This is a genomic window from Mesorhizobium sp. WSM4822, assembly GCF_055811155.1.
In genome coordinates this window covers 154,795-171,822 of the sequence record NZ_JBVVQM010000005.1, presented here as the reverse complement: position 1 = coordinate 171,822, position 17,028 = coordinate 154,795, and the positions used below count along the sequence as shown (strand labels likewise).

14 protein-coding genes are annotated in these 17,028 nt (G+C 63.6%); all 14 read left to right on the top strand.

Going from position 1 to position 17,028, the window contains the following annotated elements; translation table 11 throughout:
- Position 1 precedes the first annotated feature (1 nt).
- The 14 genes from murG (at position 2) to AC0L3E_RS13855 (ending at position 17,017) form a co-directional block, all read left to right on the top strand.
- The gene (murG, locus tag AC0L3E_RS13920) at positions 2-1,129 is read left to right on the top strand and encodes an undecaprenyldiphospho-muramoylpentapeptide beta-N-acetylglucosaminyltransferase (protein ID WP_128308279.1); all 1,128 of its coding nucleotides are present in this window, start codon (positions 2-4) and stop codon (positions 1,127-1,129) included.
- Positions 1,126-2,532, top strand: a complete 1,407-nt coding sequence (gene murC / locus AC0L3E_RS13915; protein ID WP_023813140.1) for a UDP-N-acetylmuramate--L-alanine ligase — start codon at positions 1,126-1,128, stop codon at positions 2,530-2,532. The genes murG and murC overlap by 4 nt, the downstream gene beginning before the upstream one ends.
- On the top strand, positions 2,529-3,494 hold the full coding sequence (gene murB, locus AC0L3E_RS13910) for a UDP-N-acetylmuramate dehydrogenase (RefSeq protein WP_027034937.1): 966 nt from the start codon (positions 2,529-2,531) through the stop codon (positions 3,492-3,494). Before murC ends, murB begins: the two co-directional genes overlap by 4 nt.
- A 313-nt stretch (positions 3,495-3,807) precedes the next feature.
- Positions 3,808-4,734: a D-alanine--D-alanine ligase gene (locus tag AC0L3E_RS13905; RefSeq protein ID WP_473604978.1), complete on the top strand. Its 927-nt coding sequence runs from the start codon at positions 3,808-3,810 to the stop codon at positions 4,732-4,734.
- Positions 4,722-5,663, top strand: coding sequence for a cell division protein FtsQ/DivIB (locus AC0L3E_RS13900; RefSeq protein WP_473604977.1), 942 nt, complete (start codon positions 4,722-4,724; stop codon positions 5,661-5,663). Before AC0L3E_RS13905 ends, AC0L3E_RS13900 begins: the two co-directional genes overlap by 13 nt.
- On the top strand, positions 5,660-6,967 hold the full coding sequence (gene ftsA / locus AC0L3E_RS13895; protein WP_127328878.1) for a cell division protein FtsA: 1,308 nt from the start codon (positions 5,660-5,662) through the stop codon (positions 6,965-6,967). Before AC0L3E_RS13900 ends, ftsA begins: the two co-directional genes overlap by 4 nt.
- 68 nt (positions 6,968-7,035) lie before the next feature.
- On the top strand, positions 7,036-8,718 hold the full coding sequence (gene ftsZ, locus AC0L3E_RS13890; RefSeq protein ID WP_127273569.1) for a cell division protein FtsZ: 1,683 nt from the start codon (positions 7,036-7,038) through the stop codon (positions 8,716-8,718).
- Positions 8,719-8,999: 281 nt separating this feature from the next.
- Positions 9,000-9,950 (top strand): UDP-3-O-acyl-N-acetylglucosamine deacetylase, encoded by a 951-nt coding sequence (lpxC, locus tag AC0L3E_RS13885; RefSeq protein ID WP_023813134.1) that lies wholly within the window; start codon positions 9,000-9,002, stop codon positions 9,948-9,950.
- 264 nt (positions 9,951-10,214) lie between these two features.
- On the top strand, positions 10,215-11,084 hold the full coding sequence (locus tag AC0L3E_RS13880) for an outer membrane protein assembly factor BamD (RefSeq protein WP_127269547.1): 870 nt from the start codon (positions 10,215-10,217) through the stop codon (positions 11,082-11,084).
- Positions 11,085-11,202: 118 nt separating this feature from the next.
- Positions 11,203-12,876: a DNA repair protein RecN gene (recN, locus tag AC0L3E_RS13875; RefSeq protein ID WP_128308277.1), complete on the top strand. Its 1,674-nt coding sequence runs from the start codon at positions 11,203-11,205 to the stop codon at positions 12,874-12,876.
- 111 nt (positions 12,877-12,987) lie between these two features.
- A complete protein-coding gene (ligA, locus tag AC0L3E_RS13870) occupies positions 12,988-15,192 on the top strand; it encodes an NAD-dependent DNA ligase LigA (protein ID WP_473604975.1) in 2,205 nt (734 codons plus the stop codon).
- Positions 15,192-15,884 (top strand): DUF2461 domain-containing protein, encoded by a 693-nt coding sequence (locus AC0L3E_RS13865; protein WP_128309643.1) that lies wholly within the window; start codon positions 15,192-15,194, stop codon positions 15,882-15,884. The genes ligA and AC0L3E_RS13865 overlap by 1 nt, the downstream gene beginning before the upstream one ends.
- 111 nt (positions 15,885-15,995) lie before the next feature.
- Positions 15,996-16,724, top strand: coding sequence for an AzlC family ABC transporter permease (locus tag AC0L3E_RS13860; RefSeq protein WP_473604974.1), 729 nt, complete (start codon positions 15,996-15,998; stop codon positions 16,722-16,724).
- Positions 16,721-17,017 (top strand): AzlD family protein, encoded by a 297-nt coding sequence (locus AC0L3E_RS13855; RefSeq protein WP_127320663.1) that lies wholly within the window; start codon positions 16,721-16,723, stop codon positions 17,015-17,017. The genes AC0L3E_RS13860 and AC0L3E_RS13855 overlap by 4 nt, the downstream gene beginning before the upstream one ends.
- Positions 17,018-17,028: the final 11 nt, after the last annotated feature.

The window sequence follows — 17,028 nt, the reverse complement described above, 5'->3', positions numbered from 1 at the left end:
TATGGCCAGAGGCGTCATCCTTCTCGCGGCAGGCGGCACCGGTGGGCATCTTTTCCCGGCCGAGGCGCTGGCGCATGAGTTGAACGAGCGCGGCTGGTCGGTGCATCTGGCAACCGACGACCGTGCGGAGCGTTTCGCCGGCCATTTTCCGGCCGCCGCCGTCCACCCGATCCAGTCGGCGACGATGGGCTCGAAAAACCCTTTTGCCCTGCTTGGTGCCTTCTGGAAAATCTGGCGCGGCGTGCGCCAGGCTTCCGCCGTCATCGGCAGGATCAAGCCGGATGCCGTCGTCGGCTTCGGCGGCTATCCAACCTTGCCGCCGCTCTACGCGGCGACACGGCGCAAGGTGCCGACGCTGATCCATGAGCAGAACGCGGTGATGGGGCGCGCCAACCGGGCGCTGGCCGGCCGTGTCGACGCCATCGCCGGCGGCTTCCTGCCGCAGGACACCAGTGCTGCCGGTGTGAAGACGGTGACGACAGGCAATCCGGTCAGGCCGGCCGTGCTGGAAGCGGCCAGGATGAATTATGCGGCATCGACCGGGGAACAGCCGTTCCGCCTGCTGGTGTTCGGCGGCAGCCAGGGCGCCCAGTTCTTTTCCGATGCCGTGCCGGGAGCCATCGCGCTGCTTTCCGACGCACAGCGCAAGCGGCTGGTGATCACCCAACAAGCGCGCGCGGATGACGTGGCGCGGGTCAAGGCAGCCTATGCCGCGCTTGGCGTCGCCGTCGAGGTCTCGCCCTTCTTCACCGACATGGCGCAGCGCATGGCGGCTGCGCACCTGGTGATCTCGCGCTCCGGCGCCTCGACCGTCTCGGAGATCGCCGTCATCGGCCGGCCGGCGCTGCTGGTGCCTTACCCCTATGCGCTCGACCACGATCAGGCGGCGAACGCGGCGGCCCTTGCCGCTGCCGGCGGCGGCGAAGTGCATCCGCAATCCTCGCTCTCGTCCGAACGCATCGCAGCGCTCATCGGCGAGCTGATGGAAGACCCCGATCGGCTGACGGTGATGGCGGCGGGTGCGAAATCGGCCGGGAGGCCGGACGCGGCACGGTTGCTCGCTGATCTTACAGAGGCTATTGCGTCCAAAAAAACCGTTTCGGATTTCAGGAAGGGGACGCAAGCATGAAGATGCCGCAGACCATCGGCCTTGTGCATTTCATCGGCATTGGCGGCATCGGCATGAGCGGCATTGCCGAAGTGCTGCACAATCTCGGCTACAAGGTGCAAGGGTCCGACCAGGCCGAAAGCGCCAATGTGCAGCGGCTGCGCGACAAGGGCATCGAATGCTTCGTCGGCCATAGGGCCGAAAATCTCGGTGATGCCGAGGTGGTGGTCGTCTCGACGGCGATCAAGAAATCCAATCCAGAGCTGAAGGCCGCGCGCGAAAAGCTGCTGCCGATCGTGCGCCGGGCCGAAATGCTGGCCGAACTGATGCGCTTTCGCCAGGCGGTGGCGATCGGCGGCACGCATGGCAAGACGACGACGACCTCGATGGTGGCGACCTTGCTCGATGCCGGCGGGCTCGATCCGACCGTCATCAATGGCGGCATCATCAATGCCTATGGCACCAATGCGCGCATGGGCGACGGCGAATGGATGGTGGTCGAGGCCGACGAGAGCGACGGCACTTTCCTGAAACTACCGGCGGAGATCGCGGTCGTCACCAACATCGATCCCGAGCATCTCGATCACTATGGCAGCTTCGACAAGGTGCGCGAGGCGTTCCGCCAGTTCGTCGAGAACGTGCCGTTCTATGGTTTTGGCGTGATGTGCACCGATCACCCCGAGGTGCAGGCACTGGTCAGCCGCATCGAGGACCGCCGGGTCATCACCTATGGCGAGAATGCGCAGGCCGACGTGCGCTTTACCAATCACCGCATGGCAGGTGCCATTTCGGAATTCGACGTGGTGATCCGCGACCGCAAGACAGGCGGCCAGACTGTCATAGCAGGCCTGCGCCTGCCGATGCCCGGCCGCCACAACGTCTCCAACGCGACGGCAGCAATCGCGGTCGCGCATGAGCTCGGCCTGTCGGCCGAGGCGATCAAGAAGGGCCTGTCGTCCTTCGCCGGCGTCAAGCGCCGCTTCACCCATACCGGTTCGTGGGACGGCGTCGAAATATTCGACGATTACGGCCACCATCCAGTCGAGATCTCGGCGGTGCTGAAGGCGGCGCGCAGCGCCACCCAAGGTCGCGTCATCGCCATTGCCCAGCCGCACCGCTTCACCCGGCTGCATGATCTGTTCAACGAGTTTTCCACCTGCTTCAACGACGCCGACACAGTGATGGTGGCGCCGGTCTACGCGGCCGGCGAAGAGCCGATCGACGGCGTCAGCTCGGACGCGCTGGTGTCGCGCATCCGCGCCGGCGGCCATCGCGACGCACGCTACATCGAGGGTCCGGCGGCGATCGCGCCCGTCATCCGTGATCTGGCAAAGCCGGGTGACTTCGTCGTCTTCCTGGGCGCCGGCAACATCACCCAATGGGCCTATGCATTGCCCAAGGAGCTTGGCGGGACCGTCTCATGATGCACGGCCAGGCCCTGATCGACAGACTGGGCGACCGGCTTGCCGGCCTGCGCGGCCGCCTGACGCCGAACGCCGAGATGGACAAGATCACCTGGTTCCGTGCAGGGGGTCTGGCTGAGGTGCTGTTCCAGCCGGCCGACGAGGAAGATCTTGCAGCATTCCTGAAAGCCGTTCCCGAAGAGATACCACTGACCGTCGTCGGCGTCGGCTCGAACCTTCTGGTCCGCGATGGCGGCATCGAGGGCTTTGTCATCCGCCTTTCGGCCAAGGGCTTCGGCGAGGCCGAGGTGATTTCGCCGATCAGGATCAAGGCGGGAGCCGCGACCCCCGACAAGCGCGTCGCAGCGGTGGCGCTCGAGGCCGGCATTGGCGGCTTTCATTTCTACCACGGCATTCCGGGTGCAATCGGCGGTGCGCTGCGGATGAACGCAGGCGCCAACGGCGTCGAGACGCGCGAGCGGGTCGTCGAAGTGCGAGCGCTCGACCGCAAGGGCAATGTGCAGACGCTGAGCAATGCCGATATGGGTTACGCCTATCGCCATTCGGCGGCGCCTGCCGGGCTGATCTTCACCTCGGCCGTGTTCGAGGGCTTTGCCGAGGACAGAGCGGCGATCAAGGCGGCGATGGAGGCCGTGCAGAACCATCGCGAGACCGTGCAGCCGATCCGCGAGAAGACCGGCGGCTCGACCTTCAAGAATCCGGAAGGCACGTCGGCCTGGAAGGAGATCGACAGAGCGGGCTGCCGCGGCCTGATGATCGGCGGCGCCCAGATGTCGCCGATGCATTGCAACTTCATGATCAACACGGGAACCGCGACCGGCTACGACCTAGAATATCTCGGCGAGACGGTGCGCACGCGGGTGCTGGAGAATTCCGGTATCCGGCTGCAATGGGAAATCAAGCGCATCGGCAATTTCCGGCCGGGACATGCGGTTCAGGAGTTTTTGGGACAGCTTCTTTAAAGCGCAGCGTGGCGCGTGTTGAAGTTCATGTGATGCATGAACTTTAACACGGCCGACACGGTCCGCGACCGTTGCCGCAAAGACTCAACGACACGCTTTTCGCATCCATTTTCTCAGAAAGTGAATCTCTCGGAATCGTAAGCACTTGCCAGTGAATCAACTCTCTGATTCTCTGCTCGAAAGCGTTTCCTGATTTGAGTCGTTCGACGCGTTTTCAGCGTTTTCCGTCTGGGGGGCAACCTGCCGGGAGACTCTGACTCAATGTTGCGGAAAATCTGGTTTTGGTCCGCCGTGAGAGAGGGGATGCCGGGGAATGAAAAACAAGCATGTGGCCGTCCTGCTGGGTGGTTTTTCGTCCGAGCGGCCCGTGTCTCTATCGTCGGGAAAGGCTTGTGCCGATGAACTCGAGAAGGAAGGCTACCAGGTCACCCGTGTCGATGTCGGGCGCGATGTCGGCTCCGTGCTTGCCGAGCTCAAGCCCGATGTTGCCTTCAATGCGCTGCACGGCCCTTTTGGCGAGGACGGCACCATTCAGGGCATCCTTGAATATCTCGGCATTCCCTACACCCATTCCGGCGTGCTCGCCTCGGCTCTGGCCATGAACAAGGAGCAGGCCAAGCGGGTTGCCAAGTCGGTCGGCATCGTGGTCGCCGAATCGAAGGTCGCCAGCCGCTTCGCCATCCAGAGCAAGCATCCGATGAAGCCGCCCTATGTGGTCAAGCCGGTCAATGAGGGTTCGAGCTTCGGTGTCGTCATCGTACATGAAGGCCAGTCGCATCCGCCGCAGGTGATCGGCTCGTCCGAGTGGAAATATGGCGATACCATCATGGTTGAGCGCTACATCCACGGCAGGGAGCTGACCTGCGCGGTGATGGGCGATGTGGCGCTGGGGGTCTGCGAGATCATCCCGACCGGCCATTCCTTCTATGACTATGATTCAAAATATGTCGCCGGGGGATCAAAGCACGAATGCCCCGCAAAAGTTTCACCGAATATTTACCAAAAAATACAAACACTGGCGCTCAAGGCTCACCAAGCGATCGGCTGTCGCGGCGTTTCCCGTTCGGACTTCCGTTATGACGATCGTCATTCCGAAAACGGCGAGATTGTCTGGCTCGAGGTCAACACCCAGCCGGGTATGACGCCGACGTCCTTGGTGCCTGAAATCGCCGCCCAGGCCGGGCACTCGTTTGGCGATTTGTTGAGTTGGATGGTGGAGGACGCTTCGTGCCTGCGTTGAAATGGAGACAGGGTTGGGAGAGGGGCGCGGCGGGGCCGGCGCTGTTCGGCCTGCCATTGTCGTCGGGCCATTTCGTGCTGCCGCGGATGCTGCGCCGCCCGGTGCGCATTCTGGCGCGCCTGGGCGTCGGGGAATTCCAGGCGCCGCGCTTTTCTGCGGCCATGATGTCGGCCGTGCTGATTTTCTCGAGCAGTGCCTATGGCGCCTATCTCGGCGGTCATGTCGAGGGTATCGTGCAGAGCATCACCGCCCGTACCGGCTTTGCCGTCGATCAGGTCAAGGTGGTCGGCAATCGCCAGACCTCGGAAATCGACATACTCGACAGGCTTGAACTCGACGGTTGGACGTCGCTGATCGGCTTTAATGCCGAGGCCGCGCGGGAACGAATTGCGACATTGCCGTGGATCGAGGTTGCGGCCGTCCGCAAGGTCTACCCGCATACTCTGGAAGTGCGCGTCGAGGAGCGTGAGGCTTTCGCGCTCTGGCAGCAGGGTGACGCGCTTTCGGTCATCGAGAGGAATGGCGCCATGATCGCGCCGTTCTCGGGCGGCAAGCAGGTGCTCCTGCCGCTGCTGATCGGCACCGGCGCGCCGGCGAGCGCGCCCGATTTCCTGGCCAAGGTCGAAAAATATCCCGAACTCGCGAGCCGGATCAAAGGTTATATCCGCGTCGGCGAACGGCGCTGGGACCTGAAGCTGGACAATGGCATCACCATCAAGCTTCCCGAGGATGGCGAGGAACAGGCGCTCGCCGAACTCGTCAAGATGGATCATGACAACGGCTTGCTGTCGCGCGACATCGCCGCCGTCGACATGCGCCTGACGGACCGGCTGGTCGTGCAGTTGACGGCGGAAGCGGCGACGCAGCGCGAAGCCGCCCTCAACGAGAAACCCAAGAGCCTGAAGCGCAAGCCGGAGACGAAGATATGAGCTGGCTTGGCGGTCCTGGCGATGCCGCGTCGCGCCGGTCCGGCACCCTGACGGTGCTGGATGTCGGTTCGAGCAAGGTCTGCTGCATGGTGGCCAAGCTGAAGCCATGCGATGACGGCAAGCTGCTGCGCGGCCGCTCGCACCGGATCCAGGTGATCGGCATCGGCCATCAGAAATCGCAAGGCGTGAAGTCGGGTGTCGTGGTTGACCTCGATAGGGCGGAACATGCCATCCGCCTTTCCGTCGACGCGGCCGAGCGCATGGCCGGGCTGACGGTCGATTCGCTGATCGTCAACATGACGGCCGGCCGGCTGAAGAGCGAAGCCTTCTCCGCCACCATCAATCTAGGCGGCCACGAGGCCGACGAGGCCGACATCAAGCGCGTTCTCGGCGCCGGCGCCAAGCAGGCGCTGAAGGCCGAGCGCGAGGTGATCCATTCGCTTCCCGTCGGTTTCTCGCTGGATGCCGAACGCGGCGTGCGCGATCCGCGCGGCATGGTCGGCGACGCCCTCGGCGTCGACATGCATGTGCTGACCGGCGACGCCGCGCCGATGCGCAATCTGGAGCTTTCCATCAACCGTTCGCATCTGTCGGTCGAGCGCATGGTGGCGACGCCCTATGCCAGCGGCCTGGCGGCCCTGGTCGACGACGAGCTGGAAATGGGCGCGGCCTGCATCGACATGGGCGGCGGCACGACGACGATCTCGGTGTTTTCGGAAGGCAGGTTCGTCCATGGCGACGCCATCGCCATTGGCGGCAACCATGTCACGCTGGACATGGCCAAGGGGCTGTCGACCTCGCTCGATGCCGCCGAACGGCTGAAGGTGATGCATGGTTCGGCGCTGCCGGGCAGCGCGGACGACCGCGACCTGGTCTCGATCCAGCCGATCGGCGACGATGGCGACGTGCCCTTGCAGATCCCGCGCTCGGTGATGACGCGCATCGTGCGCGCCCGCATCGACGAGACGCTCGAACTGCTGCGCGACCGGCTGAACAAGTCCGGCTATGGCAATGCAGTGGGCAAGCGTGTGGTTCTTACCGGTGGCGCCAGCCAGCTTGCCGGCCTGCCGGAGGCGGCGCGCCGCATCCTGGGACGCAATGTGCGCATCGGCCGCCCGCTCGGCGTGGCCGGTCTGCCGGAAGCGGCGAAGGGGCCGGCCTTCTCGGCTGCGGTGGGGCTTCTGATCTATCCGCAGATGGCGAGCTTCGAGAGCCATCCGGCGAAAGGAATTTCCGGTCTCAAAATGACCGGAACGGGCGGAAAACTGCATCGCATGAGTCAGTGGTTGAGAGACAGTTTCTAAAATTGACGGGGACAGCCCCATAGGCGGCCGCGGCGGCGAAGCGGCGTGAAAGGCAAAGGACGGAGACAATGACCATCAATCTGCAGAAGCCGGACATCACCGAGCTTAAGCCGCGCATCACCGTGTTCGGTGTCGGCGGCGGCGGCGGCAATGCCGTCAACAACATGATCACCGCCGGTCTGCGCGGTGTCGAGTTCGTGGTGGCCAATACCGACGCGCAGGCGCTGACCATGTCGAAGGCCGGCCGCCTGATCCAGCTCGGCGCGCATGTCACCGAGGGCCTTGGCGCCGGCTCGCAGCCGGAAGTCGGCCGTGCGGCGGCGGAAGAGTGCATCGATGAAATCCTCGATCACCTGACCAACACCCATATGTGCTTCGTCACCGCCGGCATGGGCGGCGGCACCGGTACGGGTGCTGCTCCCGTCGTTGCCCGCGCAGCGCGCGAAAAGGGCATCCTCACCGTCGGCGTCGTCACCAAGCCGTTCCACTTCGAAGGCCAGCGCCGCATGAAGACCGCGGATTTCGGCATCGAGGAATTGCAGAAATGCGTCGATACGCTGATCGTCATCCCCAACCAGAACCTGTTCCGGCTGGCCAATGACAAGACCACCTTCGCCGACGCCTTCGCCATGGCCGACCAGGTGCTCTATTCCGGTGTCGCCTGCATCACCGACCTGATGGTCAAGGAAGGCCTGATCAATCTCGACTTCGCCGACGTCCGTTCCGTCATGCGCGAGATGGGCAAGGCGATGATGGGCACCGGCGAGGCTTCCGGCGAGGGCCGCGCGATGGCCGCCGCCGAAGCGGCGATCGCCAACCCGCTGCTCGACGAGACCTCGATGAAGGGCGCCAAGGGCCTGCTGATCTCGATCACCGGCGGCCGCGACCTGACGCTGTTCGAAGTCGACGAAGCCGCGACCCGTATCCGCGAGGAAGTCGACCAGGACGCCAACATCATCCTGGGCGCCACTTTCGACGAGGAACTCGAAGGCGTCATCCGCGTCTCGGTGGTTGCCACCGGCATCGACAAGTCGGCGGCTGAAATCGCCGCCGCACCGATCTCGATCCGCACGGCGCCTCCGAAGCCGGCCAGCCGCCCGGCGGCTCAGATCGCGGAGGTTCGTCCGGCGCCTGTCCAGCAGGCGGCATACGAGCCACGCGCTATCGACCCGGTCGCGGAAGCCATCCATCTGGCCGAAGCCAATGCCGCGGCCATGGCGCAGGCGCGCCCGGCCCCGGTCGCCCACGCTGAAGATTTCCGCCCGCAGAGCAAGATCTTCCAGGCGCCGCCCGCCCAGCCGATGCCGCAGCCGGTGGTCCAGCAGATGCAGCCGGCCCCGCAGCCGCGCGAGATGCTGCAGCGCGAGGCGCCGCAGCCGGTTGCCATGGCGCCGCAGCGCATGCCGCGCGTCGAGGACTTTCCGCCGGTCGTCAAGGCCGAGGTGGATGCCAAGAGCCGCCCGGTCGACCACGAGAACAACAGCGGACCGATGGGCCTGCTGAAGCGCCTGACCAATGGCCTGACCCGCCGCGAGGAAGAACCCGCACGGCTGCAGCCGGCGCAGCCGCGCGAGCCCAAGCTGCGCCAGGCCGCGCCCGAAGTGCGCCGTCTCGCCAGCCAGGATGCGCAGCTCTATGCGCCGCGCCGCGGCCAGCTCGATGATCAGGGCCGCCTGACGCCGCAGGTGAGGACGACTCAGGAAGACGATCAGCTGGAGATTCCGGCGTTCCTGCGCCGCCAGGCCAACTGATTGGTAAACGGACTGTAACATTTGTTAACAGGCAAGCGAGGAATCGCTTGCCTGTTAATGTTTTAAATGATGTGATTTCAACGACTTACCAAGTCGCACTCATTCCATTTTGCGGTTACACAGAGTAAGAAACCGTGATTTGGAGTCTCCCTGACGGGACATTATCTTCGCTGCCTACCATCATCGGTTTGCCGGGATTTCGGGGGAAGTCACCCTGCCAGCCGATTCACACAAGAGCCGCGCCCTCGGGCTGGAGAAGCGGACCTAGGCATTACGGGCTTATGGGGATTGTCTTGCACGACTATCAGACGACATTGAAGACGCGCGCGTCGCTTACCGGCACCGGCGTCCACAGCGGCAAGGAAGTGTCCATCAGCTTCGTGCCCGCGGATGCCGACACCGGCATCGTTTTCCAGCTTTTCAACGGTGCGGAGCAGGGCCGCGAGTTTCGTGCCCTGGTTTCGGAAGTCGGCGCTACCGACCTGTGCACCATGCTTGGTGATCCCGCCGGCGAGCATATCGCCACGGTCGAGCACATCATGGCGGCGCTGTTTGGGCTCGGCATCGATAATGTCGCTGTCGAGATCGATGGTTCCGAGGTTCCGATCTTCGATGGCAGCGCCATGGCGTTCGTCGAAGCCATCGATCAGGCGGGTATCGAGACGCTCTCGGTCAAGCGGCGCTATATCAGGGTCATCAAGCCGGTCCGCATCGAGAACGGCGCCTCGTGGGCGGAGTTTCGGCCCTATGACGGGACCCGTTTCGAGATTGAGATCGACTTCGAAAGCCCGGCGATCGGTCGTCAGCTGTTTGCCTCCGACCTCAATGCCGATATTTTCCGTCGTGACATCGCGCGCGCCCGCACCTTTGGCTTCATGAAGGATGTCGAGCGGCTGTGGGCCGCAGGCTACGCGCTCGGTTCCTCGCTGGAGAACTCGCTGGTCATCGGCGACGACAACCGCGTCATCAATATGGGCGGCCTGCGCTACCCCAACGAATTCGTGCGACATAAGACGCTGGACGCCATGGGCGACCTGGCGCTGGCCGGCGCCCGCTTCATCGGCTGCTTCCGCTCCTATCGCGGCGGCCACAGGATGAATGCCGCGGCCCTGCGCCGCCTGCTGTCGGACCGCACGGCGTTCGAGATCGTCGAGACGACGCGCCGTGAGCGTGGCCGCAGCGCCGAGATGAACGCCGTCAATGCGCCACTCTACGCACCCTGGATGATCTGATTTCCCAGAGTTTTTTCGGGTTCCATGGGTGATAGCGAATGTTGCAGGAATGCACCACCCGCCAGTGAAATTGCATTGATGTCCAAGTGGCGTCCGGCCGCCACAAAAATGCGCGATTGGCCGGAGATAGCGTTGCCGGGCAAGGCGGTTATGGTTTATGGCTGCTGCCGTCGATTAATGCATGTCGTTCAAAAGTGGGGACCAGTTTTGAAACAATGGCATGCAACTGGCATTGAAATAGCGCCGAAAGGGCGAGATCCAATCATGTTCTTCAAGCGAGTTGGTCAATTGAAAGCACCGCAGAGGGCTGTTTTCCTGGCGCTTTCAGTAGTTGTTCCATCGCTCTTTCTGTCGGCCTGCATGTCGTCGGAGAAAGATATCGACCTGTCGACCTATGTCGAGCAGACCGAGCCGGCCGATGTTCTCTACAATCAGGGCCTTGCCAATCTCAATGCCGGGCGCCTGCAGGAGGCGAGCCGCAAGTTCGACGCCGTCGACCGTCAGCATCCCTATTCGGAATGGGCCCGCAAATCGATGGTGATGGGCGCTTTCGCCGACTATCGCCAGGGCAATTACGATGAGGCGATCGGCTCGGCCAAGCGCTATCTCACGCTTTACCCGTCGACCGATGACGCCGCCTATGCGCAGTACATCATCGGCTTGAGCTACTACCGTCAGATCAAGGACGTGACGCAGGACCAGAAGGAAGCGCGCCAGACCGTCCAGACGATGCAGGATCTGGTCACGCGCTGGCCAACATCGGAATATGTCGAAGACGCCAAGGAAAAGATCCGCTTCGCCAACGACCAGTTGGCCGGCAAGGAAATGCAGATCGGCCGCTACTATCTTGAGCGGCGTGAATACATCGCTGCCGTGAAGCGCTTCCGCACCGTGGTCGAGAACTATTCCAACACCCGCCATGTCGAGGAGGCGCTCGCCCGCTTGACCGAAAGCTATTACGCGATGGGTCTGACCTCGGAGGCACAAACCGCCGCCGCCGTGCTCGGCACCAACTACCCCGACAGCCCATGGTACAAGGATTCCTACAAGCTCTTGCAGAGCAATGGGCTTGCACCGCGCGAGAATGCCGGGTCGTGGATATCCAAAGCCGGGAAGATGATCACCGGCGCCTGACGTATGAGCATCGACTGAAGCGCCACAGCGCTTTTCGGATTGATCCGGTGCTCAAACAAAAAGATAGTGCGGCGCTGCGACTGCAAATGGTCGCGTGCCGTTCTAGATTCGGGTTCTGATGCTTTCCAGACTGTCGATCCGCGATATCGTCCTGATCGAGAAGCTGGATATCGACTTCCAGCCGGGTCTTTCGGTGCTGACCGGCGAAACCGGTGCCGGCAAATCCATCCTGCTCGATGCCCTGTCGCTGGCGCTCGGAGCGCGCGGCGACGCGTCGCTGGTGCGCCATGGCGCGGCACAGGGCCAGGTCATCGCCGTCTTCGACGTGCCGCGCAATCATCCGGCCCGTACGCTGCTTGCCGACAATGCGATCGAGGATGATGGCGACATCATCCTGCGCCGCCTGCAGACGGCGGACGGCCGCACCCGTGTTTTCGTCAACGATCAACCTTCAAGCGTCACCCTGATGCGCGATGTCGGGCGCGCGCTGGTCGAGATCCACGGCCAGCATGACGAGCGTGCGCTGGTCGATCCCGGCGCGCACCGCGAGGTGCTCGACGCTTTCGGTGGCCATCTCGGCGCCGTCCGCTCGACCGGCGGGGCATGGCGGCACTGGCGCGCCTGCGAGCAGGAGCTGTCGCGCCACCGCGCCAAGGTGGCGGCGGCCGCGCGCGAGGCCGACTATCTGCGCGCGGCGGTGGCGGAATTGACCAAGCTCGATCCGCAGCCGGGCGAGGAGACCGACCTTGCCGAATTGCGCGCGTCTATGATGCGGGCCGAAAAGATCGCTTCCGAAATCCATGACGCGCAGGATGTGCTGTCGGGCCCATCTTCGCCCCTGCCGCAACTGGCCAGCCTGTTGCGGCGGCTGCAGCGCAAGGTGACGGAGGCGCCCGGACTGCTCGACGATGTCGTCAAATCGCTCGATGAGGCGATGCTGTCGCTCGACGCGGCGCAATCGGGCGTCGAGGCAGCATTGCGCGCCACCGAATATGATCCGCAGCGACTGGAGAAAGCGGAGGAGCGGCTGTTTTCGCTGCGCGCGGCCTCGCGCAAGCACAGCGTCGCGGTAGACGATCTGGCGCAGCTGCGCGACACGATGTCGGCCGATCTCGCCGATCTCGATGCCGGCGAGGAGCGCCTGCACGGGCTGGAAAAGCAAGCCACCGCCGCGCGCGAGACCTACGACATTGCCGCCGCGCAGCTGTCCTCGCTGCGTCATGCGGCGGCGGTAGGCCTGACCAAGGCCGTGATGGCCGAACTGCCGGCCCTGAAGCTCGAACGCGCCGCCTTTATCGTGGAAATGAAGAGCGAGGCCGAGAGCCGTATGGAAGAGGGGATCGACCAGATCGAATTCTGGGTGCGCACCAATCCAGGCACGCGGCCCGGGCCGATGATGAAAGTGGCCTCCGGCGGCGAGCTTTCGCGCTTCCTTCTGGCGCTGAAGGTGGCGCTGGCCGACCGCGGTTCGGCGCCGACGCTGGTGTTCGATGAAATCGACACCGGTGTGGGCGGCGCTGTCGCCGACGCCATCGGCCAGCGGCTGGCGCGACTGTCGAAGCGCGTCCAGGTGCTGTCGGTGACGCACGCACCGCAGGTGGCGGCACGCGCGGCGACGCATTTCCTGATCTCCAAATCAGGCACCACCGACCGTGTCGCCACAGGCATCGCCGAGATGGACCGGCCGGCGCGGCAGGAAGAGATCGCTCGCATGCTGGCCGGCGCCACCATCACCGATGAAGCGCGCGCGGCCGCCGAACGGTTGCTGCGCGAGAACACCACAGCTGCATAAGAACGGCTGATGTCAGGGATCGAGTCAGGATATGGCTCCATCCTGCTGTTCAGGAATGATTTTCCTAAAATCCTGATCTATTGTGTAGCGCCACCGTTCGGGGAAGAAAGCATGTCCGAAAAACCCGTTGATGCCCTGACCGAAAGCGAGGCCGAAGCCGAGCTGAAGCGGCTGGCGGAAGAGATCGCCGAGCACGACCGGCGCTACCATACCGAAGATGCGCCTGTTATCACCGATGCGGAGTATGATGCGCTGGCACGGCGCAACCTTGCCATCGAGGAGCGCTTTCCGGCGCTGGTGCGCGAGGATTCGCCATCGCTCAGGGTCGGAGCCGCTCCGGCGGAAGGCTTTACCAAGGTGCGCCATGCCGTGCCGATGCTCAGCCTTGCCAAGGCCTATACCGACGATGACGTCACGGATTTCATCGAACGCGGGCGGCGGTTCTTCGATCGCGACAAGGAGCTCGACATCGCCTTCACAGCCGAACCGAAGATCGACGGGCTGTCGGCTTCGCTGCGTTACGAAAACGGTGTGTTCGTGCAGGGCGCGACGCGTGGCAACGGCGCCGTCGGCGAAGACATCACCGCCAATTTGAAGACGATTGCCGATATTCCAGCGAAGCTGAAAGGCTCGGGCTGGCCTGAAATCATCGAGATCCGCGGTGAGGTCTACATGACCTATGCGGAATTCGAGGCGCTGAAGCAGCGATCGGCTGCGGCCGGCGGCCAGGACTACGTCAATCCGCGCAATACGGCGGCCGGATCGCTGCGACAGAAGGATCCATCCGTCACCGCCAGCCGCAACCTCAAATTCTTCGCCTATGCCTGGGGTTACACGACGGCGGATCCCGCTCCGACCCAATATGATTCGGTGCAGAAATTCGCCGAGTGGGGGTTCAAGATCAGTCCGCTGATGGTGCGGGCGAAATCGGCCGAGGAGCTGATCGCGCATTATCATCGGATCGAGGAGCAGCGCTCGGCGCTCGGCTACGATATCGACGGCGTCGTCTACAAGGTCGACCAGCTGGAGTTGCAGCGCCGCTGGGGTTTTGTAACCGGCGAACCGCGCTGGGCGGTCGCGCATAAATTTCCGGCCGAACAGGCGATGACGACCGTGCAGAAGATCGACATCCAGGTCGGCCGTACCGGTACGCTGGCGCCGGTTGCGCGGCTGGCGCCGGTCACTGTCGGCGGCGTCGTGGTCGAGAACGTCACGCTGCACAATGAGGACTACATCAAGGGCCTGGACTCGACCGGCGAGCCGATCCGAGATGGCATCGACGTGCGCATCGGCGATACGGTCGTGATCCAGCGGGCAGGCGATGTCATTCCGCAGATCGTCAGCGTCGTCATCGACAAGCGGCCTGCTGATGCGGTGCCTTACGAGTTCCCTCACACTTGCCCGATCTGCGGCTCGCCGGCGACGCGCGAGATCAACGAAAAGACCGGCAAGGAAGATTCCCGCCGGCGCTGCACCGGCGAACTGATCTGCCCGGCGCAGGCGGTGGAAGGATTGCGCCACTTCGTGTCACGCGGCGCCCTGGACATCGAAGGCCTCGGCGCGGAGAACATAGACACGTTCTTCAATGCGGGATTGATCAAGACCGCCGCCGATATCTTCACGCTCAGGAATCGCCGTCCGGCCGTCACCAGGGCGCTGGCCGAACGCCGCGAGGAGCAGGCAAGGCAGCGCGAGGCCGCATCGGGCAAGACGCGCAAGAATGTGCGCAGCGTCGAGGATCGCAACTATGAGGGCCTCGACAAGCTGTTCGCCGCCATCGACTCGCGCCGCGAGCCGGAGCTCGACCGTTTCATCTTCGCGCTCGGCATCCGCCATATCGGCGAAACGACGGCCGCCGTGCTTGCCCGCACCTTCTCGACCATCGAGGAGATGATCCGGGTCGGCAAGGAGACAGCGGCAGCGGAGGATCCACACACGGTTTTCCCCTCGGTCAACGGCATCGGCGATACCGTGATCGATGCGTTGCGCGACTTCTTCGGCAATGAGCGCAATGACGACGTGCTTGACGCGTTGCTCCGCCAAGTCAAGCCGAAGCCGTATATCGTCAACGTCTCGGCCGACAGCGAGGTCGCCGGCAAGACGGTCGTGTTCACGGGCTCGCTGGAGAAGATGACACGCTCCGAAGCCAAGGCGATGGCGGAGCGCCTGGGCGCCAAGGTCGCGGGCTCGGTTTCGGCAAAGACGGATCTGGTGGTCGCCGGGCCGGGTGCCGGCTCCAAGCTCAAGCTTGCCAGCGAACTCGGCATCGAGGTGATCGACGAGGATGGCTGGCTGGTACGGATCGGCAAGGCGTGATGGAAGGCGCATTCAAGGGTTTCGGCCCGAAAGCCATTCCGTTCCTGAAGGCGCTGGATTTCCACCAGAGCCGGGAGTGGTTTTTAGAAAACCGCGACCTGTTCGAAAAGGAGCTGCGCGATCCGCTCAGTGATCTCGTCGACACGCTGACCGAGCGCTTCGCAAAGGCAGGCCTCGGCCTGCGCGGCGACCGCAAGAAGTCGCTGTTCCGCATCAATCGCGACGTGCGCTTCGCCAAAGACAAGCGACCCTACAACAGGCATTTATCGGCCATCCTGTCGCCCGACGGCACCAAGATGGAGCAGGGTGTGTTCTACGTGCATATCGGGCTTGAGCGCTGTTTTGCCGACATTGCCTGGTGGCAGCCGGAACCGGCGCTGCTGCTGGCGATGCGCAAAGCCATCGCGACCAAGCCGGACAATTTTCGCGGCCTGGTGGCGGCGTTGAAGAAGAACCGGCTTGAATTCGAGACCGAAGGCCGTATGAAGCGTACGCCACGCGGCTTCGAGGAAATCAGCGATCCCGATCTGGTCGCCGCCATCCGCCACCGGCATTTCTATGTCCAGCATGTCATCGATCCGGCCGGAATCCATACGGCTGATCTGGTCGATGAACTCGTCGATTTCACCTTGCGCGCCAAGCCGCTGCTCGACTGGGGCAGGGCGATCGAGGGCAAGGGTTCGCTTGACTAGTCTCCGGCTCCGGCAACCCGACGATCATTTCCGCTGATCGTTTGGCTCAAGCGAATTCGTGTGACAAGGCAGGCAGCGCTTCCTACATCAGGCCCTGATCAAGGAGAGGCCATGTCGGCGCAAGCAATTTCCGAGAGCGGCGATAGAAGCGATTTCTGGCAGGGCGTGCGGCTGTCGATGCCTGTCGTGGTGGCGTCGGCGCCGTTTGCGGTGCTGTTCGGTGCGCTCGCCGTCGACAATGGTTTCTCGGTCCTGGAAGCCTTCCTGATGAGCGCGCTGGTCTATGGCGGCGCCAGCCAGATGGTCGGCATCCAGCTGTTCGGCCAGCATGGGGCGCCGTGGCTGATCGTGCTGTCGATCTTCGCCGTCAATTTCCGCCACGTGCTCTATTCCGCAGGCATCGGCCGGCGCATCGCGCACTGGCCTGTCATCCAGCAGGCACTTGGTTATTTCATCCTCACCGATCCGCAATTCGCGGTAGCCGAAGCGCGGGCGCAATCGGGCCGGACGGTCGGCTTTGCCTGGTATCTGGGACTTGGCCTGCCGGTCTATCTGTTCTGGATCGTCGAAAGCGCGCTTGGCGCGATGTTCGGCAAGCTGATCCCCGACACGCATGCGCTCGGCATCGATTTCCTGCTGCCGATCTATTTCCTCGGTCTCGTGCTGGGCTTCCGCAAGCGGCCGCTGTGGCTGCCGGTGGTCATCGCCAGCGCCGCCGCCTCGATCATCGCCTATAAGACCGTGGGCTCGCCCTGGCATGTCTCGATCGGCGCTGTTGCCGGTGTGCTGCTGGCGGTCATCCTGCCTCCCCATCACAGCGGCGTAAAGGCGCGGCCATGAGCACGACCTTCTGGATCATCATCGCCGGCGCAATCGCGACCTATCTGACGCGCATCGGCGGGCATCTGGTCATCTCCCGCTTCGAAACCATCCATCCGCGCGTTGAGGCCGGTCTCAACGCCGTGCCGGCGGCGGTGCTGACGACGCTGGTGGCGCCGGAACTGTTGAATGCCGGGCCGGCGGAATGGGCGGCTCTGGTGGTTACGGCTGTGGTTTCGCTGCGCGGCGGACTGATGTCGATGTTTCTGGCGGGGGCTGCGGTTCTGATTTTGGCGCGGCAGTTCGTCGGATAAGGCTCTGCCGC

Bases quoted from the DNA above. Each gene is read 5' to 3' on its own strand.
- AC0L3E_RS13865 (WP_128309643.1), top strand. From the start codon at position 15,192: ATGGAAGGCGCATTCAAGGGTTTCGGCCCGAAAGCCATTCCGTTCCTG.
- ftsZ (WP_127273569.1), top strand. From the start codon at position 7,036: ATGACCATCAATCTGCAGAAGCCGGACATCACCGAGCTTAAGCCGCGC.
- lpxC (WP_023813134.1), top strand. From the start codon at position 9,000: ATGGGGATTGTCTTGCACGACTATCAGACGACATTGAAGACGCGCGCG.
- AC0L3E_RS13855 (WP_127320663.1), top strand. From the start codon at position 16,721: ATGAGCACGACCTTCTGGATCATCATCGCCGGCGCAATCGCGACCTAT.
- recN (WP_128308277.1), top strand. From the start codon at position 11,203: ATGCTTTCCAGACTGTCGATCCGCGATATCGTCCTGATCGAGAAGCTG.
- ftsA (WP_127328878.1), top strand. From the start codon at position 5,660: ATGAGCTGGCTTGGCGGTCCTGGCGATGCCGCGTCGCGCCGGTCCGGC.
- AC0L3E_RS13860 (WP_473604974.1), top strand. From the start codon at position 15,996: ATGTCGGCGCAAGCAATTTCCGAGAGCGGCGATAGAAGCGATTTCTGG.
- AC0L3E_RS13880 (WP_127269547.1), top strand. From the start codon at position 10,215: ATGTTCTTCAAGCGAGTTGGTCAATTGAAAGCACCGCAGAGGGCTGTT.
- AC0L3E_RS13905 (WP_473604978.1), top strand. From the start codon at position 3,808: ATGAAAAACAAGCATGTGGCCGTCCTGCTGGGTGGTTTTTCGTCCGAG.
- ligA (WP_473604975.1), top strand. From the start codon at position 12,988: ATGTCCGAAAAACCCGTTGATGCCCTGACCGAAAGCGAGGCCGAAGCC.
- murC (WP_023813140.1), top strand. From the start codon at position 1,126: ATGAAGATGCCGCAGACCATCGGCCTTGTGCATTTCATCGGCATTGGC.
- murG (WP_128308279.1), top strand. From the start codon at position 2: ATGGCCAGAGGCGTCATCCTTCTCGCGGCAGGCGGCACCGGTGGGCAT.
- murB (WP_027034937.1), top strand. From the start codon at position 2,529: ATGATGCACGGCCAGGCCCTGATCGACAGACTGGGCGACCGGCTTGCC.